The organism is Cupriavidus sp. IK-TO18 (genome assembly GCF_015549295.1).
Classification (GTDB): domain Bacteria; phylum Pseudomonadota; class Gammaproteobacteria; order Burkholderiales; family Burkholderiaceae; genus Cupriavidus; species Cupriavidus oxalaticus_A.
In genome coordinates this window covers 165,005-184,613 of record NZ_JADGMP010000029.1, presented here as the reverse complement: position 1 = coordinate 184,613, position 19,609 = coordinate 165,005, and the positions used below count along the sequence as shown (strand labels likewise).

General features: G+C 67.9%; 22 protein-coding genes and 1 pseudogene. 10 read left to right on the top strand and 13 right to left on the bottom strand.

Features of this window, described 5'->3' with window-relative positions; translation table 11 throughout:
• Positions 1-46 precede the first annotated feature (46 nt).
• Complete coding sequence (locus tag IPF36_RS21325) at positions 47-631, top strand: hypothetical protein (RefSeq protein WP_133095906.1); 585 nt, start codon at positions 47-49, stop codon at positions 629-631.
• Between the two features lie 66 nt (positions 632-697).
• Here IPF36_RS21325 and IPF36_RS21320 read toward each other — a convergent pair whose 3' ends face one another.
• Complete coding sequence (locus IPF36_RS21320; protein ID WP_135703187.1) at positions 698-1,012, bottom strand: H-NS histone family protein; 315 nt, start codon at positions 1,010-1,012, stop codon at positions 698-700.
• Between the two features lie 279 nt (positions 1,013-1,291).
• On the opposite strand from IPF36_RS21320, the gene IPF36_RS21315 reads away from it, so the two are divergent.
• Positions 1,292-1,702: a VOC family protein gene (locus tag IPF36_RS21315; protein ID WP_135703186.1), complete on the top strand. Its 411-nt coding sequence runs from the start codon at positions 1,292-1,294 to the stop codon at positions 1,700-1,702.
• A gap of 134 nt (positions 1,703-1,836) precedes the next feature.
• Here IPF36_RS21315 and IPF36_RS21310 read toward each other — a convergent pair whose 3' ends face one another.
• Positions 1,837-3,231: an NCS2 family permease gene (locus tag IPF36_RS21310; RefSeq protein ID WP_195430033.1), complete on the bottom strand. Its 1,395-nt coding sequence runs from the start codon at positions 3,229-3,231 to the stop codon at positions 1,837-1,839.
• A 480-nt stretch (positions 3,232-3,711) separates the two neighbouring features.
• Here IPF36_RS21310 and IPF36_RS21305 point away from each other — a divergent pair, with 480 nt between their 5' ends.
• Positions 3,712-3,933: a hypothetical protein gene (locus IPF36_RS21305; RefSeq protein ID WP_135703185.1), complete on the top strand. Its 222-nt coding sequence runs from the start codon at positions 3,712-3,714 to the stop codon at positions 3,931-3,933.
• A 26-nt stretch (positions 3,934-3,959) separates the two neighbouring features.
• Here the strand turns inward: IPF36_RS21305 and IPF36_RS21300 are convergent, their stop codons facing one another.
• Genes IPF36_RS21300 through IPF36_RS21295 form a run of 3 tightly spaced genes read right to left on the bottom strand, consistent with a single transcriptional unit; the run spans position 3,960 to position 4,954 of the window.
• Positions 3,960-4,565 carry an N-acetyltransferase gene (locus IPF36_RS21300; RefSeq protein WP_255519864.1) on the bottom strand — a complete coding sequence of 202 codons (606 nt, stop codon included), beginning with the start codon at positions 4,563-4,565 and terminating at the stop codon, positions 3,960-3,962.
• A gap of 60 nt (positions 4,566-4,625) precedes the next feature.
• Positions 4,626-4,757 (bottom strand): hypothetical protein, encoded by a 132-nt coding sequence (locus tag IPF36_RS34795; protein ID WP_255519863.1) that lies wholly within the window; start codon positions 4,755-4,757, stop codon positions 4,626-4,628.
• A gap of 17 nt (positions 4,758-4,774) precedes the next feature.
• Positions 4,775-4,954 (bottom strand): glycosyl hydrolase, encoded by a 180-nt coding sequence (locus IPF36_RS21295; RefSeq protein ID WP_133095901.1) that lies wholly within the window; start codon positions 4,952-4,954, stop codon positions 4,775-4,777.
• Positions 4,955-5,175: 221 nt separating this feature from the next.
• Between IPF36_RS21295 and IPF36_RS21290 the strand changes: the two genes are divergently transcribed.
• Together IPF36_RS21290 and IPF36_RS21285 are read left to right on the top strand one after the other, a co-directional pair.
• Complete coding sequence (locus IPF36_RS21290) at positions 5,176-6,324, top strand: glycosyl hydrolase (protein ID WP_255519862.1); 1,149 nt, start codon at positions 5,176-5,178, stop codon at positions 6,322-6,324.
• Between the two features lie 14 nt (positions 6,325-6,338).
• A complete protein-coding gene (locus tag IPF36_RS21285) occupies positions 6,339-6,599 on the top strand; it encodes a MoaD/ThiS family protein (RefSeq protein ID WP_063237368.1) in 261 nt (86 codons plus the stop codon).
• 132 nt (positions 6,600-6,731) lie between these two features.
• Here the strand turns inward: IPF36_RS21285 and IPF36_RS21280 are convergent.
• Positions 6,732-7,346 (bottom strand): annotated as a pseudogene (locus IPF36_RS21280) (HEAT repeat domain-containing protein); the annotation flags it as partial.
• A 330-nt stretch (positions 7,347-7,676) separates the two neighbouring features.
• Between IPF36_RS21280 and IPF36_RS21275 the strand changes: the two are divergent.
• Entirely contained in the window at positions 7,677-8,633 is a 957-nt protein-coding gene (locus tag IPF36_RS21275; protein ID WP_133095900.1) for a chemotaxis protein, read from the top strand.
• Between the two features lie 342 nt (positions 8,634-8,975).
• Here the strand turns inward: IPF36_RS21275 and IPF36_RS21270 are convergent, their stop codons facing one another.
• Positions 8,976-9,632, bottom strand: a complete 657-nt coding sequence (locus IPF36_RS21270) for a peroxiredoxin (protein WP_133095899.1) — start codon at positions 9,630-9,632, stop codon at positions 8,976-8,978.
• 82 nt (positions 9,633-9,714) lie between these two features.
• Positions 9,715-10,152, bottom strand: coding sequence for a universal stress protein (locus tag IPF36_RS21265; protein ID WP_133095898.1), 438 nt, complete (start codon positions 10,150-10,152; stop codon positions 9,715-9,717).
• A gap of 265 nt (positions 10,153-10,417) precedes the next feature.
• Between IPF36_RS21265 and IPF36_RS21260 the strand changes: the two genes are divergently transcribed.
• Positions 10,418-12,127, top strand: coding sequence for a SulP family inorganic anion transporter (locus IPF36_RS21260; protein WP_135703182.1), 1,710 nt, complete (start codon positions 10,418-10,420; stop codon positions 12,125-12,127).
• A 1-nt stretch (position 12,128) separates the two neighbouring features.
• Here IPF36_RS21260 and IPF36_RS21255 read toward each other — a convergent pair whose 3' ends face one another.
• The 5 genes from IPF36_RS21255 to IPF36_RS21235 all read right to left on the bottom strand — a co-directional run bounded on the left by IPF36_RS21255 (position 12,129) and on the right by IPF36_RS21235 (position 16,781).
• Positions 12,129-12,323 carry a CopG family transcriptional regulator gene (locus tag IPF36_RS21255; protein ID WP_063237357.1) on the bottom strand — a complete coding sequence of 65 codons (195 nt, stop codon included), beginning with the start codon at positions 12,321-12,323 and terminating at the stop codon, positions 12,129-12,131.
• Between the two features lie 166 nt (positions 12,324-12,489).
• On the bottom strand, positions 12,490-13,608 hold the full coding sequence (locus tag IPF36_RS21250; protein WP_135703181.1) for a dihydrolipoamide acetyltransferase family protein: 1,119 nt from the start codon (positions 13,606-13,608) through the stop codon (positions 12,490-12,492).
• 45 nt (positions 13,609-13,653) lie between these two features.
• Complete coding sequence (locus IPF36_RS21245; RefSeq protein WP_135703180.1) at positions 13,654-14,631, bottom strand: alpha-ketoacid dehydrogenase subunit beta; 978 nt, start codon at positions 14,629-14,631, stop codon at positions 13,654-13,656.
• 46 nt (positions 14,632-14,677) lie between these two features.
• Positions 14,678-15,763, bottom strand: coding sequence for a pyruvate dehydrogenase (acetyl-transferring) E1 component subunit alpha (pdhA, locus tag IPF36_RS21240; RefSeq protein WP_135703179.1), 1,086 nt, complete (start codon positions 15,761-15,763; stop codon positions 14,678-14,680).
• A gap of 202 nt (positions 15,764-15,965) precedes the next feature.
• Positions 15,966-16,781, bottom strand: a complete 816-nt coding sequence (locus IPF36_RS21235) for a MetQ/NlpA family ABC transporter substrate-binding protein (RefSeq protein ID WP_133095893.1) — start codon at positions 16,779-16,781, stop codon at positions 15,966-15,968.
• Between the two features lie 181 nt (positions 16,782-16,962).
• Between IPF36_RS21235 and IPF36_RS21230 the strand changes: the two genes are divergently transcribed.
• From IPF36_RS21230 to IPF36_RS21220, 3 genes are all read left to right on the top strand, one after another.
• The gene (locus tag IPF36_RS21230; protein ID WP_135703178.1) at positions 16,963-17,304 is read left to right on the top strand and encodes a hypothetical protein; all 342 of its coding nucleotides are present in this window, start codon (positions 16,963-16,965) and stop codon (positions 17,302-17,304) included.
• Between the two features lie 63 nt (positions 17,305-17,367).
• Entirely contained in the window at positions 17,368-18,585 is a 1,218-nt protein-coding gene (clsB, locus tag IPF36_RS21225; protein WP_133095891.1) for a cardiolipin synthase ClsB, read from the top strand.
• Positions 18,585-19,574 (top strand): lysylphosphatidylglycerol synthase domain-containing protein, encoded by a 990-nt coding sequence (locus IPF36_RS21220; protein ID WP_133096038.1) that lies wholly within the window; start codon positions 18,585-18,587, stop codon positions 19,572-19,574. The genes clsB and IPF36_RS21220 overlap by 1 nt, the downstream gene beginning before the upstream one ends.
• Positions 19,575-19,609: the final 35 nt, after the last annotated feature.

Here is a 19,609-nt window from a genome sequence, read left to right as displayed (position 1 = left end):
GCGATCGCCCGGCTGGCGTAACCGCGATGCCAAACTGCCTGCCGCCATGCGCCATGACCGGTCGTCCGCAGTCCCCTCCCGCCTGACCTGCCTCGCCACATTGGCCGCCACCGCGGCACTATGCGGCTGCGTGGCGCAATACCGGGTGCCATCGGGCGCCCCCACGGCCAGCGTGCGGCTGCTGACCAATACCGAAGAAATCACCTCTTTCGCGGTGGTCGACCCGGCCAGGTGCCCGGTGCCGGCACGGCCGCTGATCCTGGCCGGCACGGGCAAGCAGTTGTCGGCAATGGGACGGGATCGCGAACTGGGCCTGCCGGGGCGCTCGCCCGAGCCGCCGGAACGCACGCGCGAACGGCTGGTCGAGGCAGGCCGGCGCATCTACGTGGCCGTGACGTCCATCGCCGAGCCGCCGTTGCCGGAGCAGCGCTGCGCGGCCGGGGTGTCGTTCGTGCCCGCGCCGGGCGGCCTCTATGAAATCCGGTATCAGCGTGACGAGAGCGCGAGCCAGTGCTCGGCGCAGGTATTGCGGATGCAGCCGCTGGAAGCCGGCGGCGCGCGCCTGACGGCGGAACCGACGCAGAAGGGCTTCCGCGCGCTGCGCAAGGAGTATGTGTGCCAGGCGCTGTGACGGCGCCCTGGGCGGCGCCGGAACGATAGCGCGCCGGGCAGGCCCCCGCCTGGCCGACAGGCGGGATTACTGCTCGATCAGGAAGCGCTCGGGGCGCTTGCCCAGCCATGCCGGGGCGCGGCCGCGGCCGGACCAGGTCTTGCCGGTCTTGGGATCCATGTACTTGGGGGGCAGCGTCGAACCCGAGGCGGCCGCCTTGCCGGCCGAACCCGCGGGGCGGCCGCGCCTGCGCCGGGGCATGATGTCTTCCGCGGTCAGGCCATATTCGGTCATCAGTTCGCGGATTTTGTCGATCACACCGGCGACTTCCGTCGCACGCACTTCATTCAGCTTGGCTTCCAGCGCTTCTTTCTCTGCCAGGAGTTGCTTGTATGTCGCCATTCATTTCCCCTTTCTGCAATTAGGCCGCTGCATGTTACTAGAACCTCAGGTGTCGGTAGACATAAAAATTTTACAAAAAATAACGGGGATTGCACGGATTGATTGTGTTTGCGCACAGCCTCACTGTTTTACAGCGCACCGATGCGCGCCATTGCGGTGCTCCTAGTGCGGCGAATGGCAATGCCGCCGCTCCAATTTCCGGGAAAGGAAAAAGCTGGCGCTGCCGGATTTTGCACCTAGACTGGTTCTCTGCGTTGTACAACGCTTTCCGGAGACGTCATGAACCAGCAGATCTTTGTCAATTTGCCAGTACGCGACCTGCAAGAGTCGATCGCGTTCTTTACCAGTCTTGGCTTTACCTTCAATCCGCAATTTACCGATGACACCGCCACCTGCATGATCGTTGGCGAGAACATTTTCGTGATGCTGCTGACCGAAGCCAAATTCCGCAGCTTTTCACCGAATGACATCTGCGATGCGCGCAAATTCACCGAAGTGCTGGTGTGCCTGTCGATGGAAAGCCGAGCGCGCGTGGATGAAATGGTGAATGCCGCGGTGACCGCGGGCGGCAATACCTACAAGCCGCCGATGGACCTGGGATTTATGTACGGGCATGGCTTCCAGGATCTGGATGGCCATGTCTGGGAACTGGTGTACATGGATACGGCGGCAATGCAGGGCGCGCAGTAAGGCGCGCACCAAAAAAAACAGCCCGGGAAAGCAGGAAGCCCGGGCTTGAAATCCACCTGGATCGCGGTGGAGGAGACAACTTGTCGTAGACAGCCCGGGCCAGTTGCCCGGGATGCGGGATGTATCAAGCAGGATCAGATCGCCCAGCCGCCGGCATAGAAGGCAGCCAGCACCACTGCGATGGCGACGGTGCCGACATTGAGCTTGCGCCATTCGCCGGCGATCACGCGGCCGACCACCAGGGTGCAGAAGCCCAGCATGATGCCGGTGACGATATTGCAGGTCAGCACGATAAACACCGCGCAGACCAGGCCGGCCAGCGCATCGACCAGGTCATCCATATGCAGGCGGCTGACGCTGGACAGCATCAGCAGGCCCACGTACATCAGCGCCGGCGCCGTGGCGTACGACGGCACCAGTGCCGCCAGCGGCGAGAAGAACATCACCGCCACGAACAGCAGGCCCACCACCACGGCGGTCAGGCCGGTCTTGGCGCCCGCGGCCACGCCGACGGTCGATTCGATATAGGCCGCGGCCGGTGCGCCGCCAAAGAAGCCGGAGAAGATCGAGCTGACCGAGTCCGCCGTCAGCGCGCGGCCGCCGTTGTGGATATGGCCGGCGGCGTTGAGCTGCCCGGCTTGCCCGGCCACGGCGCGGATGGTGCCGGTGGCGTCGAACACGGCGGTCATCACCAGCGCCAGTACGCTTGGCAGCACCGCAGCGGTCAGCGCGCCGCGCAGGTCCATGGCGCCGATCAGCGAAGCTTGGCCCGGTGCGCTCAGCGACGGCAGTGCGAACACGCCGGTGAACTTCACCGCCGGATCGAAGACGAGGCCCAGCGCCGAGATCGCGATGATCACCAGCAGGATGCCGCCCGGCACCTTGCGCCGCTCCAGGCCGAAGATCGCGGCCAGGCCGAGCACCGACATCACCACCGGGAACGAGGTAATCTTGCCCAGCGCCACCGGCAGTCCGGCGTGGGTGTTCTTGACCACCAGGCCGACTTCATTGGAGGCGATCAGCAGCAGGAACAGGCCGATGCCGATGCCCGTGCCATGCGCGACGCCTGCCGGCAGGTTGCGCAGGATCCAGGAACGCACCCCGGTCACCGAGATCGCGGTGAAGATCAGGCCCATCAGGAACACTGCGCCGAGCGCGACCGCCGGCGACAGGCCCTGGCCGAGCACCAGGCCGAAGGCCATGAATGCAGTCAAGGAAATGGCGCAGCCGATCGCGATCGGCAGCTTGGCCCACAGGCCCATCAGCAGCGAGCCGAAGGCGGTGGTCAGGCACACCGCGACAAAGACCGCGCTGGTGTCGAAGCCGGCCTTGCCCAGCATGCCGGGCACGACGAAGACCGCGTAGACCATTGCCATGAAGGTGGTGATGCCCGCCACCACTTCCTTGCGCTGGGTGCTGCCGCGCGCGGTGATCTCGAAATAGGCGTCGAGCCGGTTCCGGACCTCGGGGACGTTGGGGCGTGCCGCATCGGCTTCCGTCGCTGACGACGGATAGGGCTGCTCGATCATGATGAACTGTCTCCTTGCAGGGCGCTGCAACGTCCGTCGTACGGCGCGTCGTCAGGCTTGTCTCACGTGGTTCGGGCTGTTTTGGGCTGCAGGCCTGGAGGGCCTCGCCAACCCGCTGTTATCGGTGTGCCGGCTTGTCGTTGCCTTCTAGTGCGGGCTTGATCTGGGCAAGGCTGAAGGCTAGGTGAGTGCGAGGGACTCGTCATAACCGCAGCGGAATGCACGGCATGCGCGGTGCGGAATATCGAGTGTGGAGAATGATTATCTTTGAGGCTGAGGCTTCCGCCAGGTGGCGCTTTGGACGCAGGGAATTATCACGCCACCCATATACGGCCTATAGGTAATGACCCGGATGCCGAACGAGGTACTTCGCTATACTAGGGATAACCCTGAATTGCCTCGCGCGGCTGGCCAGAACCCGGTCAGATATGCATTGCGAGGCACTGAACATTTCTCCGATCCGGAAAAGGAAATATTGCCATGCAAGTGCTCGCTGATACGCTTTATCGTCAACCCCGCCAAGCCAGGCCCGAGGCCAGGTCCAATGCCCGTGCTGCCGCCGAACCGGCGCGCGAGACCGATGATTACGCCCGCATGGGCAGCGGCCGCTCGCTGTCGGCTCGTGTTCGCGACTACTTCGCCCGCGGCTGGACGCTCTATCTCGACAACGCCCGCGCAGTCGCGCCGCTGATGCACCTGTAAAGACGCTTCCGTGGCGCGGCCCGCGCTCAGTACATGCCGGTACGTGCCATGAATTGCTGCAGGGTCCAGCCGCGGCCCAGCAGCAGCCGGCGCGTGTGGAGGCCATCGCATTGCTGCGGGCTGACCGTCTCGCCCTGCCATGTCAGTGTCTTCTGGCGCAGGTCGACATAGCCGCCGGCGTAATCCGCGGCCAGCACCTGCCATAGCGCGTGCGCACCTGCCGACTGGCGGGCGCCGCTCAGCAGGCACAGCCCGCCGTCCAGCGCCCAGCGGTACAGCGCCCTGGCCAGGCCGCGGCGCTGGTAAGCGGGCGCAAACTTCGTGTGCGGCGCACGCACCCATGGGTCGGCGCGCCGGCCCACCTCGATCAGCCGGTTGAACACGGTATAGCCGGCCAGGCGCCGCTGCATCAGGTCTTCCACATACACGTAGTACTCGCCGTCGGCTTCGCGGTAGCGCAGCCGCAGCGCCGGCGTGCCCGCCGGCAGCGCGGGCATGTCGTGCAGGCGGTCGCCGGGCCGGTGGATGCGCTCGTGGAGCGCGTCCAATTCGCGCTCGATCTCGCCCGGGGCCAGTTCCACGTCGATGCGCAATGCCAGGGGACGGGTCAGGACCGGAGTCGGGGCCAGCATCGGGCCCAACATCGGGCCCAACATCGGGCCTAGTGAAGGAAACGGGACCATGGCTGCGCCTCAGGCTTCGAGGAGCAGGTAAAGGGCGGCAAGCGCCACCATGGCAAGAAGGGTCTGGCGGTAGAGCTGAGGCATGGCTGGCTTTCTCCTGGCTGCATGATCAAGCGGATGCCGGATGGCGATCCGCGCCATGTGCCGTGCAGGAAAGCTCAGGTCTGCTGAAGGGTAGTGTCCCGAGCTGCCCGCACGGCCAGGAAAAGCACGGCGCTGCGGACCACGCCGTGGGCGGCGTGGTCAATGGCGTAGCCCGGTTGCTGCGAAGTCACGGCGAACGCCGCCGCCGGCAGGGCCGGGCGGTTCAATGCGGCGATGCGGACGATGCGAGACATGGGGGCGCGGTGCGTCGGATTCGGGGAACCATGCTTATGCCATATTTGTGCGCCGATGTCCAGCTAACGTGCCGATATCCGCTTTTATCTGCTGTCTACCGACTCGCTGGATGCGGCTATGGCGCTGTTTGGGCCGATCGCACTCGTGCAATCTCAATTGTGAACACTGTCTACATGTACTAGACTCGGATGCATCGTTCAACGGCCTTCCCGCAGGAGCCATGATGACGACGTCCCCCGAAACCGTCCCGATCACGCTGCTGGTCGCCACCACCAAGGGTGCCTGGACCCTGACCAGCGATGCCGCCCGCGGCCACTGGCAGGTGGCAGGTCCCACCTTCCTTGGCCACACCATCCACCACATCGTGCAGGACCCCCGCGAGCCGTCGCGGATGCTGATGACCGCGCGCACCGGCCACCTTGGCCCGACGGTATTCCGCTCCGCCGACGGCGGACGCAACTGGACCGAGGCCACGCGCCCGCCCGCTTTCGACAAGGCGCCCGAAGGCGAGACCGGCCGCGTGGTCGACCATGTGTTCTGGCTGACTCCCGGCCACGCCAGCGAACCCGGCGCCTGGTACGCCGGCACCTCGCCGCAGGGATTGTTCCGCAGTACCGACCATGGCGCCACGTGGGAGTCCGTGCCGGGCTTCAACAACCACCCGATGTGGCGCAACTGGACCGGCGGCGAGCAGGACGGCACCCCCGACGGGCCCAAGATGCATTCCGTGCTGGTCGATCCGCGCGACAAGCGTCATCTCTATATCGGCATGTCCAGCGGCGGCGTGTTCGAGAGCACCGACGCGGGGGCCGACTGGAAACCGCTGAACCGAGGCAGCCTGGCCCTCTTCCTGCCCGACCCCAACCCGGAATACGGCCAGGATCCGCACTGCGTGCTGCAGCACCCGGCCAATCCCGACATCCTCTACCAGCAGAACCATTGCGGCATCTATCGCATGGACCGGCGCGAAGGTGTGTGGAAGCGCATCGGCGAGGCAATGCCGGCCGAGGTGGGCGACATCGGCTTCCCGATCGTCGCGCATCCGCGCGATGCGCGCACGGTGTGGGTGTTCCCGATGGACGGCAGCGATGTCTGGCCGCGCGTCAGTCCCGGCGGCCACCCTGCGGCCTATGTCACCCGCGACGGCGGCGAGACCTGGCAGCGACAGGACCGCGGCCTGCCGCCAGAGCAGGGCTGGTTCACGGTCAAGCGGCAGGCCATGGCCACCGACCGCCACGGGCCGGTGGGCGTGTACTTCGGCACCACCGGCGGCGAGATCTGGGCGAGTGTTGACGAAGGCGAGCACTGGCGCTGCATCGCCAGCCACCTGCCGCAGGTCTACGCCGTCAGCGTGGCGCGGCCGGCCTGAGTCGGAGGGCAGCCATGCAAGTACGCATTGCCACGCCGCTGTTCTCCTACACCGGGCAGCGCGAGTATGTGGAAGCCCACGGCGCGAACATCGGCGCGCTGCTGGACGACCTTGACCGGCAGTTTCCGGGCATGCGGTTCCGCATTGTCGATGAGCAGGGAAAGTTGAGGCCGTATATCCGCGTCTTCGTTAACCGGACGCAGTTGATGCGGCTGGATGCGCCGCTGCGGGAGACCGATGAGGTGCATATCCTGCAGGCGCTGGCGGGGGGCTAGCGACTGCTCGCAGGTGCTGCTGGTTTGCTCCCCTCTCCCACTGCGCGGGAGAGGGGACCGTTCCATCCGGCCAGTGGATGCGCAGCGTCCCTTCAACCCTGGCCAGTTTAAACCGCGCCGGAACCTGCATGCTCAGGCCCCGCCATGCGGATGGCCGATCTGCGCCAGCGCGATCCGCACCGCCTTGCGCACCTCGGGGTCCGCGTCGCTGGCCGCGGCGGACAGCGCCGGCAGCGCGGCGGGATCGCGCAGGCTGCCAAGCGACAGCGCGGCTTCCTTGCGCAGCTTACTGATTGCATGGGCAAGCTGCACGGTGAGGGGCGCCAGCGCCTGCCGGTCCCCGAGCTTGCCCAATGCGCGCGCGGCCTGCAGGCGGACCTGCCAGTAGGCGTCTTCCAGCGCTCCGATCAACGGGCGCACGGCTTCCGCAAATCTGAGCTTGCCGAGCGTCTGCGCCGCTTCCTCGCGCACCTGCCACGCGCTGTCGCCGAGCGCGGCAAGCAGCGCGTTGCGCGCCGAGGCGTCGGCAGCCAGGCCGAGCGCGCCGGCCGCGGCGCGCCGGACTTTGGTGTCGGCATCGCTGGCGGCGACCTGCGCCAGCGCCGGCAGCGCTTCGCTGCGCCTGAGCCAGCCCAGCACGGTCACCGCTTCGCGCCGCACCGGCGCGGCGGCGTCGGCCAGCGCCGCCATCGCGGCAGCGAAGCCCGGCGCGTAGCGCAATTCGCGCAGGCCGCGCCAGGCTGACGCGCAGGTTTGCGGGTGCGCTTCGGTGCGGGCGTGGCTGGCGCTGGTTGCGAAGTAGGCAGCTCGGCCTTGTGGCGCTCGGCGCGCAGCCGGTACCGGAAGGCGTCGCCGCGGAAGTAGAGGAACTCGTAGTCGACACGCCCGCCGAGGAACGAAGCAATCCGATATCCAACGACGAAGTCCGAACATGCTCCCCCGGGCGATCTCCCTCAACTCTCCAGTCCCCGCGCCGATATCCAGTCAAGAAACCTGCCGTCCGCCAGCCGCCGCGGCGGCACGGCAAGGCATACACGGCGGCCACAGATCATCCAACGCACGGCACGGGAGCGACGCATGAGCAGTTCCATGAGGGACATCGACGAACGGACTAACCTCACCAACAACAACCAGTTCGAACTGCTGCTGTTTCGGCTGGGCGACGCCGAGCACAGCGGGCAGTCCGAACTGTTCGGCATCAATGTGTTCAAGGTGCGCGAGATCCTGGTGATGCCGCAGGTCACGACGGTGGTCGGGGCCGACCCGTCGATCCTGGGCATGGCCGATATCCGCGGGCAGGTGATCCCCGTGATCGACCTGCCCAGGCTGGTGGGATGCAAGCCGCGCAACGGGCTCGGCATCCTGCTGGTGACCGAGTACGCACGTTCGACGCAAGGCTTCGCGGTCGAGGCGGTGGAAGAAATCGTGCGCCTGGAGTGGAACCAGGTGCACTCGGCCGAGGCCAGCGTGCGCACCGGCCACGTGACCAGCATCGCCAAGCTGGATGCCGGCACGGACCAGGCGCGCCTGGTGCAGGTGCTGGACGTGGAGCAGATCCTGCGCGATGTGCTGCCGGCGCGGCAGCCGGACGTCGAGCCGGGCTCGGTGGGTCCGCAGCTGAACCTGCGCCCGGGCCTTAAGGTAATTGCCGCCGACGATTCCGCGCTGGCGCGTGGCCTGATCGAGCAGGGACTGAAGGCGCTGGGCGCACCGGTGCTGATGACCAAGTCGGGCAAGGAAGCGTGGGAACTGCTCGACCGCATCGCCGGCGAGGCCGCCAGTCACGGCAAGTCGGTGCAGGACGAAGTGGCGCTGGTGCTGACAGACCTCGAAATGCCCGAAATGGACGGTTTCACGCTGACCCGCAAGATCAAGGCCGACAGCCGGCTCAAGCAGCTGCCGGTGGTGATTCATTCGTCACTATCGGGCGAAGCCAGCGAAGAGCATGTGCGCAAGGTGGGCGCGGATGCCTACGTGGCGAAGTTCGTCGCCAAGGAACTGGCCGATACCATCCGCCAGGTGCTGACGCGCTGAGCGGGCGCTGAGTTAGGTGCCTGAGGCCACAACCGGGTTGGCCTTAGGCAGCACAAGGCACAAAATCAATCAGGCTGCAAGCATTCCCGTATGTTTACGGTTTGCCTATAAAACGGGCACTCCAGTACGAGCCAAGGCCGGCGCGCCCTTGGCGGTTGTCAAGAGGGGAGATATCCACTGAAGCTGTGGATAGATCCTGTGGACAAGTCAGGCGTCCCGGCCGAACTGCCCGGGACGCCTGCCGGCGGTCCTGCGTGACCTCCACGCCCTGCCGCGCTCCCTTGCTCGCTCTCTCTCCCTTGCCTGGCCTGGCCCGGTCGCTGCCGGGACCCCGCGATTGCGCTACTTGGGCTGCTCCACCGTGCGCAGGTAGGGCTTCAGCGTCTTGAACCCTTGCGGGTATTTCTTCTTCGCATCTTCGTCCGAGACCGATGTCGGGATGATGACATCCTCGCCCGGCTTCCAGTTCACCGGCGTGGCTACGGTGTGCTTGGCGTTGAGTTGCAGCGAGTCCAGCAGCCGTAGCACTTCATCGAAATTGCGCCCCGCGGTCATCGGATACACCAGCATCGCCTTGACCTTCTTGTCCGGGCCGATGATGAACACCGAGCGGATGGTGGCGTTGTCCACCGCCGTGCGCGGCCCGGCGCCGCTGGCTTCGGGGTGGATCATGTCGTAGAGCTTGGCCACCGTCAGGTCGGCGTCGCCGATCATCGGATAGTTGATGGCGGCGCCCTGGGTTTCCTCGATGTCCTTGGCCCAGCGCTGGTGGTCGCTGACGGGATCGATGCTCAGGCCGATGATCTTGGTGTTGCGCTTGTCGAATTCGGGCTTGAGCCGCGCCATGTAACCCAGTTCGGTGGTGCATACCGGCGTGAAGTCCTTGGGGTGCGAGAACAGGATCGCCCAGCTGTCGCCGATCCATTCGTGGAAGCTGAGCTTGCCTTCCGTGGTGTCTGCGGTGAAGTCCGGGGCTTGTTCACCCAGTCGAATCGCCATGGTTGCGCTCCTTGCAGTTGGCATGGGGTGGAAAAAGCGCGTTGCCGGCGTGCCGGCCGGCAACGCGCGCGATGCCTGGCGCCTAGCGCAGGACCAGCACCGGGATCGTGCTGTGCGTCAGGACTTTTTGCGTTTCGCTGCCGATCAGCAACGCCTGCAACCCGCGCCGCCCGTGCGACGACATCACGATCAGGTCGCAGCCGCGCTGCTCGGCGCATTGGATGATGGCCTGCCACGGGTGGTCGTCGGTGGCGGTGACGGTGTCGCACGGCACTCCGGCCTGGCCGGCAGCACGCGTGACGGCGGCCAGGAAGGTATCGGCATGGCGTGCGGCCTCGGCCGCGAACGAGTCCCTGGTGTCCTGCTGGCTGGTCAGCCGGTACGTCAATACGTGATACTCGGGAATCACATGCAGCCCGGTCGCGCGGGCGCCGATGCGGCTGGCGAAGGTCATGGCCCGGGCTACTGTCGCCTCGGCGCGTGCGGAGCCGTCGGTGGGGACTAGGAGGTGCTTGAACATGATGGCCTCCGATTGCAGTGAATAGCCGCGTCCGCCGGGCCGTTCCGCCCGGACCGTCCGGACGAGCCACTCCAGTATAGGAATTGGCCCGTGATAGCGACAGGTCGCGTGCAGCGCCTGCCATCGCCGGCCCTCGATGGCGCGATGCCCCGCGTCCGGCGCAAGCCGCAAGTGCCTGGGTCCATGTCACGGCATTAGCATGTTGTTATCATTCCATGCACCTGCGCCCTCCCTCCGACGTTGACCCACTGCAAGGATTCTCCGCATGATCGCGCTGCGCGAAGCATGGCAGGCCGGGCTGTTCCGCCGCGCCAACTGGCTGCCCAACCTGGTGTCGGGCGTGATCGTCGGGGTGGTGGCGCTGCCGCTGGCGATGGCGTTTGCGATCGCATCCGGCGCCAAGCCCGAGCAAGGGCTGTATACGGCCATCGTCGCCGGGCTGGCGGTGTCGATGTTCGGCGGCAGCCGCCTGCAGATTGCCGGGCCCACCGGCGCGTTCATCGTGGTGCTGTCCGCCATCACGGCGCGCCATGGGATCGGCGGGCTGCAACTTGCCACGCTGATGGCCGGGCTGATCCTGCTGGCGCTGGGCCTGGCGCGGCTTGGCGGCGTGATCCGCTACATTCCCGCGCCGGTGATCGTGGGCTTTACCGCGGGCATCGGCGTGATCATCTTCGTCGGGCAATGGCGTGATTTCTTCGGGCTGCCGCCGGTAGCCGGCACCCACTTCCATGAAAAGCTGTGGCACCTGCTGCAGGCGCTGCCGCAGTGGCATGCGGCCACGACCGCGCTGGCGCTGGGGAGCCTGCTGCTGGTGCTGGGCGCGCCGCGCGTGCGCTGGCTGCACCGCGTTCCCGGCCCGCTGGTGGCGCTGGTGGTGGCCACGGCAGTGCAGGCGCTGTTCCGCTTCGACGGCGTGGCCACCATCGGCAGCGCCTTCGGCGGCCTGCCGCGCGGATTGCCGGTTCCGGCGCTGCCGGAGATCTCGCTGGCGCGCGTGATCGAGCTGGCAGGGCCGGCCTTCACCATCGCCATGCTGGGCGCGATCGAATCGCTGCTGTCCGCGGTGGTGGCCGACGGCATGGCCGGCACCCGGCACGATTCCAACCAGGAACTGGTGGGGCAGGGCATCGCCAATGTCCTGGCGCCGCTGTTCGGCGGGTTTGCCGCCACCGGCGCCATCGCGCGCACCGCCACCAATATCCGCAACGGCGGCAGCAGCCCGCTGGCCGGCATCGCCCATGCGCTGACGCTGGTGCTGGTGCTGCTGTTCCTGGCGCCGCTGGCAGCGAGCGTGCCGCTGGCGACGCTGGCCGCGATCCTGTTCGTGGTGGCGTGGAACATGAGCGAGGCGCGCCAGTTCGCGCGCATGGTGCGGCAGGCGCCGCGCGCCGACGTGGCGATCCTGCTGATCACCTTTACGCTGACCGTGCTGACCGACCTGGTGGTCGCGGTCAACATCGGCGTGATCCTGGCCATGCTGCAGTTCCTGCGGCGCATGTCGGCGTCGGTGGAAGTGACGCGCCAGGACGTAACCGGCATCGAGCGCGAGCTAAGCGCCGAAGCGGACGCGGCCGATTCCGTCGCGGCCCGGATGCCGCCGGGCGTGCTGGTCTACGCCATCGACGGCCCGTTCTTCTTCGGCGCGGTCGAGGCCTGCGAGCAGGCGCTGGTGCACACCCATACCGAGCCGCGCGTGCTGCTGATCCGCCTGGGCCGGGTGCCGTTCATCGACATGACCGGCTTGCAGACGCTGGAAGCCGTGATCCGCACGCTGCGCCGGCGCGGCGTGGCCGTGGTGCTGGCCGAGGCGAATGCGCGCGTGCGGCAAAAGCTGGAGCGGGCCGGGGTGCTTGCGGCGCTGGGGCAGCAAAACTACGCGGATGCGCTGGCGCAGGCGGTGCGGCGTTGCGGCGTGCTGGCGGGAGAGGAGGGTGCGGAACGGGAGCGCGAGGACACGGGCGCCCCGCACTGAGCTACTTCTTTTGCCGGCCGCTGCCGGCGGGCCGTGCCTTGGTGGCGTATTCCACGCCGTGCTGGGCCAGGTAATCGCGGATCAGCTGGCGCACCACCTGCGACGGCGTCAGGTCCTGCGCGGCGCACAGGGTTTCGAAGGCCTTCTTCTTGACCGGATCGATCAGGATGGTGAGGCGGGCGGTCTTGGTTTCCATGAGGGGTGTGTCGGGCGGTCCGGCTGGATCGCTCGCATTATATACAGCGCAAACTTTGCCGAGCCGCTGGTTTGCCCCCCTCTCCCCCACCCTTCTCCCACTTCGCGGGAGAGGGGAGCGTTCACGACGGGCGGCGGCCTTTGCAGGCGCTTTCCCCGGTGTTCCGCTAAGCCGGCATCTCCAGGTCCGCAATCACCGCCGCCAGAAACCGCGCCGCCTCGCCCCCCGTCACCACGCGGTGATCGAACGTCAGGCTGAGCGGCATCACCCGATGCACCGCCGGCACGCCGCCGGCCGCGACCACCTCGTCCCGCACCCGTCCCGCCCCAAGGATCGCCACCGTCGGCGGCACCACGATCGGCGCCGCGTAGCGCCCCGCGATCATGCCGAAGTTGGACAGCGTGATGGTATTGCCGCGCATCTCCTCCGGCGCGATGGTGCGCGCGCGGATGTCCGCGCGCATGCGGTCGAGCCCGCGGCGCAGGTCGGCCGCGTCGCGGCTGCCCACGTCGCGCAGCACCGGCACGAACAGCCCTTCGGGCAGGTCCGCAGCAATGCCCACGTCGATCTTCTTCAGCACGTGGCGGCGCCCGGTCTGGCCCTCGTACCAGGCGTTCAGGCCCGGCTCGGCACGGCAACCGGCCACCAGCGCGCGCACCAGGCGGATGGTGACGTCGGCGCCCGCCTGCCAGGCGTGGATATCGGCATCGTCCATCACCGTGGCCGCGGCGACCTCGTTCTGCGCGCGCGCCATGTTCTGCGCCATCGCGCGGCGCACGCCGCGCAGTTCCTCGGGCGCACCGAGTTCGGCCAGCGTGGCGGCCATGCGTTCGACGTCGGCGGCGGTGACGGTGCCCTCCGGCCCCGACGCGGTGGCCATCGCCGGGTCGACGCCGAGGCGCCGCGCCAGCGCGCGTACCGCGGGTGTGGCCTTGACGCGCGCGGCCATGCCGGAGGCAGGCGCGGCCGCGCCCGGCGGCGCCGCTTCGCTGGCCACGCGCGTGCCGACCTGCACGGAGCCGACCACGGTGCCGGCATCGGCATCCTCGCCGGCGCCCTCGAAGCCGACCAGCGGCGCGCCCAGGTGGACGATATCGCCCGGCTGCGCGTGCAGCCGGGCGATGGTGCCCGCATAGGGCGAGGGAATCTCGACGATGGCCTTGGCGGTCTCCACCGACAGCAGCGGCTGGTCCGCGGCCACCGCATCGCCCACCTTGACATGCCAGGTCACGATCTCGGCCTCTTGCAGGCCCTCGCCCAGGTCGGGCAGCTTGAAGACTCTCATCGGCGCTTCCTCGGCTTGGTGTCGCTCGGTGTTGCCTGGTGTCAGTCAGGCGGCCATGGCCTTGCGGGCCGCGTCGGCGATGCGCGCAGCGCTGGGCAGGTAGGTGTATTCCAGCCGCGCCAGCGGCACCACGGTATCGAAGCCGGCCACGCGCTGCACCGGCGCCGCCAGCGAATACAGCCCGGCATCGGCCAGTTCCGCCGCGATCTCGGCGCCGAAGCCCGCGGTGCGCGGCGCCTCGTGCACGATCACGCAGCGCCCGGTGCGCGCCACCGCTTCGAGGATGGTCGGCATGTCGAGCGGCTTGAGCGTGGCGACATCGATCACGGTCGCACTCACGCCTTCGGCGGCCAGTTCGTCGGCGGCGGTCAGCGTCTCCTGCACCATCGCGCCCCAGGTCACCAGCGTGATGTCGCTGCCTTCGCGCAGCGTGAAGCAGGTATCGAGCGGCAGCGCCGCGCCGTCGTCGGCGACCTCCTGGCGGAATAGCCGGTACAGCCGCGTGGGCTCGAGGAAGATCACGGGGTCGGGATCGGCGATTGCGGCCAGCAGCAAGCCGTAGGCGCGCGCCGGCGACGACGGCACCACCACGCGCAGCCCCGGCATGTGGGCGAACATCGCTTCCGGGCTTTCCGAATGATGCTCGGGCGCGTGGATGCCCGCGCCGCATGGCGAGCGCACCACCAGCGGGCAGCTCAGCCGCCCGCGCGTGCGGTGCCGCATGCGCGCGGCGTGGTTGATGATGTGGTCGATGGCGGGGTAAATAAAGCCGGTGAACTGGATCTCGGCCACGGGCCTGAGTCCCATCGCCGCCATGCCGATCGCCGCGCCGACGATGCCGCCCTCGGCCAGCGGCGTATCCATGACCCGCGCCGCGCCGAAGCGCGCCTGCAGTCCCGCGGTGGCGCGGAACACGCCGCCGTTGACGCCGATGTCCTCGCCCAGCAGCAGTACGTCGGGATCGTTCTCCAGCGCATGGCCCAGGGCCAGGTTGACTGCTTCGACCAGATTGATTTCCGCCATGGTTCGCTCGCTTTGGTCGTTGAAGGCCAGGGGGACGATGAAAGCGTCAGCCGTGCTGCGCGGGATAGCGCCGCGCGGTCTCCAGTTGCGCCTGCAGCGCCGGCGGCATGGTGGCGTACAGGCAGTCGAACATCGCCGCGGCGTCCGGCGGCGGCAGCGCCAGGTAGGCTTCGACCGCTTGCGCCACCTGCTGCGAGCAATCCTTGACCAATGCCTCTTCGCGCGCCGCGTCCCATGCGTTTAGCGACAGCAGATGCGTGCGCAGGCGCAGCAGCGGCTCTTCCTGCCAGTGCGCCTTGACGCTGGCCTCGTCGCGGTAGCGCGAGGCATCGTCGGCGGTGGTGTGGTCGCCCAGCCGGTAGGTGATGGCCTCGATCAGCGCGGGGCCGCCGCCCGTGCGGGCGCGCTCGATGGCCTCGCCCACGCGGTGCCGCACCGCGACCACGTCGTTGCCATCGATTTGCTCCCCCGGGATGCCCGCCGCGATCGCCTTCTGCGCCAGCGTCTGCGCCGCGGTCTGCCCGCTGCGCGGCATCGAGATCGCCCACTGGTTGTTGTTGATCACGATCACCATCGGCGCGCGCCACACGCCGGCCATGTTCATGCCTTCGTAGAAGTCGCCCTTGGAGGTGCCGCCGTCGCCGAGCAGGCACACCGCCACCCGTGGCTCGTTGCGCAGCTGGAAGGCATAGGCCGCGCCCGCGGCATGGCACACCTGGGTGCCGATCGGCACGCAGTTGGCAAAGTCATGCGGCGCCGCCGCAAATCCACTGCCGCGTTCGTCGCCGCCCCAGTACAGCAGGCTCTCGGTCATCGTGACGCCCCGCACAAACTGCGCCGCGTGGTCGCGGTACGAGGGCACCAGCACGTCTTCGGGCCGCATCGCAAAGGCCACGCCGACGCCGATGGCTTCCTGCCCGAGGGCCGAGGCGAAGGTGCCGATCTTGCCGGTGCGCTGCAGCGCGATCGCCTTCAGGTCGAACTGGCGCGCCAGCACCATGGCCTGGTACAGAGGCAGCAGCGCCTCAGGGTCGCTGGCAAAGGGCGGGGGCGGGGAAGTGGGGGAAGGGGGTTCGCCCGGCGGGGCGAGATAACGCGTATAGCCGATCTCGAAGCTCGCAACCATGGACATGGCAGGTCTCTCGATGCGCGTGTCGTGTTGTGATCCCGGGCGTGCTTTGTGGGCGCGCGCGGCATGTGTAGTCGAGTGTAGGGTATTTGCGGCGCAATGGCGGCGGCAATTGTCTTGCCGTGCACAAGGCGGAGCGGATCCGGGCACCGCCAACGAAAAAGGGCTCCCGTGCGGGAGCCCTGCGCAGATGTTCCGAGCCGGATCAGCGCTGGTACGGCGGCGGCACGAAGCCCGCGAAGCGCTGCTGCGTCACCGCCTTGAACTCGGCCGACTGGTAGGCCTCCTTGATGTCCTTGACGAACGGCTTGTTGACGTCCGCAGTCTTCACCGCCACCAGGTTCATGTAGTAGTCGGGAATCTTCTCCAGCGCCAGCGCGGTGGTCAGCTTCAGCCCCGCGGCCAGCGCGAAGTTGCCGTTGACGAAGGCGTAGTCGACATCGTCGAGCGAACGCGGCAGTTGCGCGGCCTCCAGCTGGACCAGCTTGAGCTTGTGCGGATTGGCATCGATGTCGCGCTCGCTGGCGCGGATCGGGTCGGTGCCCGGCTTGAGCGTGACCCAGCCCACCTGCTGCAGGATGGCGATGGCACGCGCCAGGTTGGTGGGGTCATTCGGCAGCGAGACGGTATTGCCCGGCTTCACCTCCGCCAGCGTCTTGTGCTTGTGGCTGTAGATGCCGATCGGCGCGGTCGGGACCTGGATGATGTCGGTCAGCTGCAGCTTGCGGTCAGCCGAGAACTTCTTCAGGTAGGCCACGTGCTGGAAGGCGTTGGCGTCGATGGCGCCGTCGGCCAGCGCCAGGTTGGGCTGCACGTAGTCGCTGAACTCGATGATGGTGACCTTGTAGCCGCGCTTCTCCAGCACCGGCTTCACGCCGTAGCGGATCTGGTCGGCGTACGGGCCGGCGGTGGCGCCGAAGCGGATTTCCTTCTTGTCCGGATCGGCGGCGCTTGCGCCCTGCACCACGCCCAGCGCCAGTACTGCCGCGGCTACCGCGAAGCCGAATTTCCCGTATCGCATCAAAACGCTCCCCTGTTTGTTCATTGATCGTTCGTTGGAGAGCCCATTGTATGGAAGGCAAGTCATCTGGCGAACGAGTACTTAATCATGCCGATATGCCTGAAGCGCATATAGGCTGCCTGCAGGCAGCGCCGTGCGCTACGCTGAAAGACCGCCAGCCCATCCTTGCACGGAGGCCGCCATGCCCGAACAACTGACCCGGCATCCCGATGTCACGCTGCAGGTCCTGCGCAGTGCCGGCGCGCGCTGCGGCGAAGGCGCGCCGCAGGAGATCCTCAAGGCCTGCCCGCGTGAGCGCTTCTGCAAGCTGCCTGGCGGCGAAGTCTGCGTGTACGGCCTGGACAACGCCATCAGCATGACGCAGATCACAGCCGCCGACTGGCGCGCGCTGGCACAGCAGGCGGGTGCGCCGCCCAATCCCGGCATGCCGCCGCTCACCATGGCCGGGGTGGGCACGGCGGGGCTGCTGGCGGGCGTGCTGCTGACGGCCCTAGTGGTCCGCCGGCGGCGCGGCCCTGGCTGAGCGGCCCGGGCGCCCCCGGCAACACCCCGGCGCTGGCATGGTGTTTGCGGCGCCTCTCGGGCCATGACACCGTTGCCGTCCGCCCCCGACAGCATCCGCCTGCTGGAGAACGGAGAAGAGTACTTCCCGCGCGTATTCGAGGCGATCGCGCAAGCGCGCGAAAGCGTGCTGGTGGAAACTTTTATCCTGTTCGACGACGAGGCAGGAACGAAATTGCACGCCGCGCTGCTGGCTGCCGCGCGGCGCGGCGTGCGCGTGGCCGTCACGGTCGACGGCTTCGGCTCGCATGACCTGCCTCCTGCATTCATTACAGAGCTGGTCAAGGCGGGCGTGCACTTCTGCACATTCTCGCCCTGCCGCCGCCTGCTGGGCGTGCGCACGCATATCTTCCGGCGCATGCACCGCAAGCTGGTCGCGATCGACGGCGAGGTGGCCTTTGTCGGCGGCATCAATTTCTCAGCGCAGCACCTGTATGGCTACGGGCCACGGGCCAAGCAGGACTATGCCGTGGAAATCGCCGGCCCCGCGGCGCGGCAGGTGCATGACTTCCTCGCGCGGGCCATCCCCGGCGCATGCCTGCAGGGCAGGCTGGCACCGCCGCCGCCGGGCTGCAACACGGCGCCGCCGGGTCCGGTGCGTCTGGTCACGCGCGACAACCATCGCCATCGCAACGACATCGAGTTTGCCTACCTCGATGCGATCCGCGCCGCGCGGCGCGAGGTGGTCATCGCCAACGCTTATTTCCTGCCGGGCTACCGGCTGCTGCACGCGCTGTGCGAAGCCGCTGGGCGCGGCATACAGGTGCGCCTGCTGCTGCAGGGCAAGCCCGACATGCCATGGGTCGCGCGTGCCGGTGGCCTGCTGTATTGCCACCTGCAGGACTCCGGGGTGCAGATCCTCGAGTACGTCGAGCGGCCGTTCCACGGCAAGGTCGCCGTCGTCGACGAGCAATGGGCCACGGTGGGTTCGAGCAACCTCGACCCGCTCAGCCTGTCGCTGAATCTCGAAGCCAACCTGGTGATCCGCGACACCGCCTTCGCGCAGCGGCTGCGCGGCAGGCTGCAGGCGCTGATCGCCGAACGCTGCCGCGAGGTGCCCCCGCGCCGGCACGAGCGCTCGCTGCTGGACGCGGCCGGCGCCACGCTGATGTTCCACTTCCTGCGCCGCTTCCCGGCGTGGGCCGGCTGGCTGCCCGCGCATACGCCGCGGCTGGTGACGCCGCAAGCCGGCGACCCGCGCGGGCGCCGCCGCGTATTCGTGCTGGAACGGGAGGCCGAGTGATGGTCGCGCAGGCGCTTTCGGCAATCCGGCACCACGCGCGCTGGCCGATGTGGCGGCGCGCGATCGGCATCCTGTTCATCGCGGCAGTGCTTGCGCTGATCGCGCGCAAGCTTGGCACCATCGACTGGGACGCGGTGCTAGCCGCGCTGCGCGGCTTCGACCGCCGCACGCTGTTGCCAGCCGCGGGGTTCGTGGTGCTGACGGGTCTGCTGTACAGCCAGTTCGACGTGCTGGGGTGCCGCTACGCCGGCCACCCGCTGCCGGTGCATCGGGTGATGGCGATCGCCTATGTCAGCTACACCATGAGCCTGAACCTGGGCGCGACGCTCGGCGGCGCGGGCGTGCGCTACCGGCTGTATTCGCACGCGGGCCTGAGCCCGCCGCAGATCTGGAGCGTGTTCGCGGTGGCGGTCAGCAGCAACTGGCTCGGCTACGCGCTGCTGGCGGGCATCATCCTGGCCGGGCAGCTGGTAGTGCTGCCGCCCGGGTGGGGTATCCCGCCGGCGGCGACGCGGCTGATTGGCGTAGTGATGCTGGCCGCGCCGGCTGGCTACATAGCGGCATGTGCGGCGTGGCAGGGTCGGCACCGTACTGTGCGCGACCATGATATCTATGTGCCGTCACCGCGCTTCGCGCTGTTGCAGATCCTGGTGTCGGCGGGCAACTGGGCGGCGGTGGCGGCCATCCTGCATGCCTTCCTGCATACGCATGCGGACTATTACACGGTGCTCGGCGTGTACCTTGCCTCCGGACTGGCGGGCGTGGTGATCCGCGTGCCGGGCGCCCTTGGGGTTGTCGAGACGGTGTTCCTGACGATGCTGGGCGGACAGGTGCCGCATGGGTTGTTGCTGGCGGCGTTGATCGCGTATCGGGCGTTGTATTACCTGATACCGCTGGCAGTAGGGACGGTGGGGTACTTCCTGCTGGAGGCGCGGGGGAAGAAGCTGGCGCAGGGAACGGCGATGGAAGAAAACCAACGCCGGCAGTGAACGCTCCCCCCCTCTCCCGCAGGCGGGAGAGGGGG

Bases quoted from the DNA above. Each gene is read 5' to 3' on its own strand.
- IPF36_RS21325 (WP_133095906.1), top strand. From the start codon at position 47: ATGCGCCATGACCGGTCGTCCGCAGTCCCCTCCCGCCTGACCTGCCTC.
- IPF36_RS21320 (WP_135703187.1), bottom strand. From the start codon at position 1,012: ATGGCGACATACAAGCAACTCCTGGCAGAGAAAGAAGCGCTGGAAGCC.
- IPF36_RS21315 (WP_135703186.1), top strand. From the start codon at position 1,292: ATGAACCAGCAGATCTTTGTCAATTTGCCAGTACGCGACCTGCAAGAG.
- IPF36_RS21310 (WP_195430033.1), bottom strand. From the start codon at position 3,231: ATGATCGAGCAGCCCTATCCGTCGTCAGCGACGGAAGCCGATGCGGCA.
- IPF36_RS21305 (WP_135703185.1), top strand. From the start codon at position 3,712: ATGCAAGTGCTCGCTGATACGCTTTATCGTCAACCCCGCCAAGCCAGG.
- IPF36_RS21300 (WP_255519864.1), bottom strand. From the start codon at position 4,565: ATGCTGGCCCCGACTCCGGTCCTGACCCGTCCCCTGGCATTGCGCATC.
- IPF36_RS34795 (WP_255519863.1), bottom strand. From the start codon at position 4,757: ATGGCGCGGATCGCCATCCGGCATCCGCTTGATCATGCAGCCAGGAGA.
- IPF36_RS21295 (WP_133095901.1), bottom strand. From the start codon at position 4,954: ATGTCTCGCATCGTCCGCATCGCCGCATTGAACCGCCCGGCCCTGCCG.
- IPF36_RS21290 (WP_255519862.1), top strand. From the start codon at position 5,176: ATGATGACGACGTCCCCCGAAACCGTCCCGATCACGCTGCTGGTCGCC.
- IPF36_RS21285 (WP_063237368.1), top strand. From the start codon at position 6,339: ATGCAAGTACGCATTGCCACGCCGCTGTTCTCCTACACCGGGCAGCGC.
- IPF36_RS21275 (WP_133095900.1), top strand. From the start codon at position 7,677: ATGAGCAGTTCCATGAGGGACATCGACGAACGGACTAACCTCACCAAC.
- IPF36_RS21270 (WP_133095899.1), bottom strand. From the start codon at position 9,632: ATGGCGATTCGACTGGGTGAACAAGCCCCGGACTTCACCGCAGACACC.
- IPF36_RS21265 (WP_133095898.1), bottom strand. From the start codon at position 10,152: ATGTTCAAGCACCTCCTAGTCCCCACCGACGGCTCCGCACGCGCCGAG.
- IPF36_RS21260 (WP_135703182.1), top strand. From the start codon at position 10,418: ATGATCGCGCTGCGCGAAGCATGGCAGGCCGGGCTGTTCCGCCGCGCC.
- IPF36_RS21255 (WP_063237357.1), bottom strand. From the start codon at position 12,323: ATGGAAACCAAGACCGCCCGCCTCACCATCCTGATCGATCCGGTCAAG.
- IPF36_RS21250 (WP_135703181.1), bottom strand. From the start codon at position 13,608: ATGAGAGTCTTCAAGCTGCCCGACCTGGGCGAGGGCCTGCAAGAGGCC.
- IPF36_RS21245 (WP_135703180.1), bottom strand. From the start codon at position 14,631: ATGGCGGAAATCAATCTGGTCGAAGCAGTCAACCTGGCCCTGGGCCAT.
- pdhA (WP_135703179.1), bottom strand. From the start codon at position 15,763: ATGTCCATGGTTGCGAGCTTCGAGATCGGCTATACGCGTTATCTCGCC.
- IPF36_RS21235 (WP_133095893.1), bottom strand. From the start codon at position 16,781: ATGCGATACGGGAAATTCGGCTTCGCGGTAGCCGCGGCAGTACTGGCG.
- IPF36_RS21230 (WP_135703178.1), top strand. From the start codon at position 16,963: ATGCCCGAACAACTGACCCGGCATCCCGATGTCACGCTGCAGGTCCTG.
- clsB (WP_133095891.1), top strand. From the start codon at position 17,368: ATGACACCGTTGCCGTCCGCCCCCGACAGCATCCGCCTGCTGGAGAAC.
- IPF36_RS21220 (WP_133096038.1), top strand. From the start codon at position 18,585: ATGGTCGCGCAGGCGCTTTCGGCAATCCGGCACCACGCGCGCTGGCCG.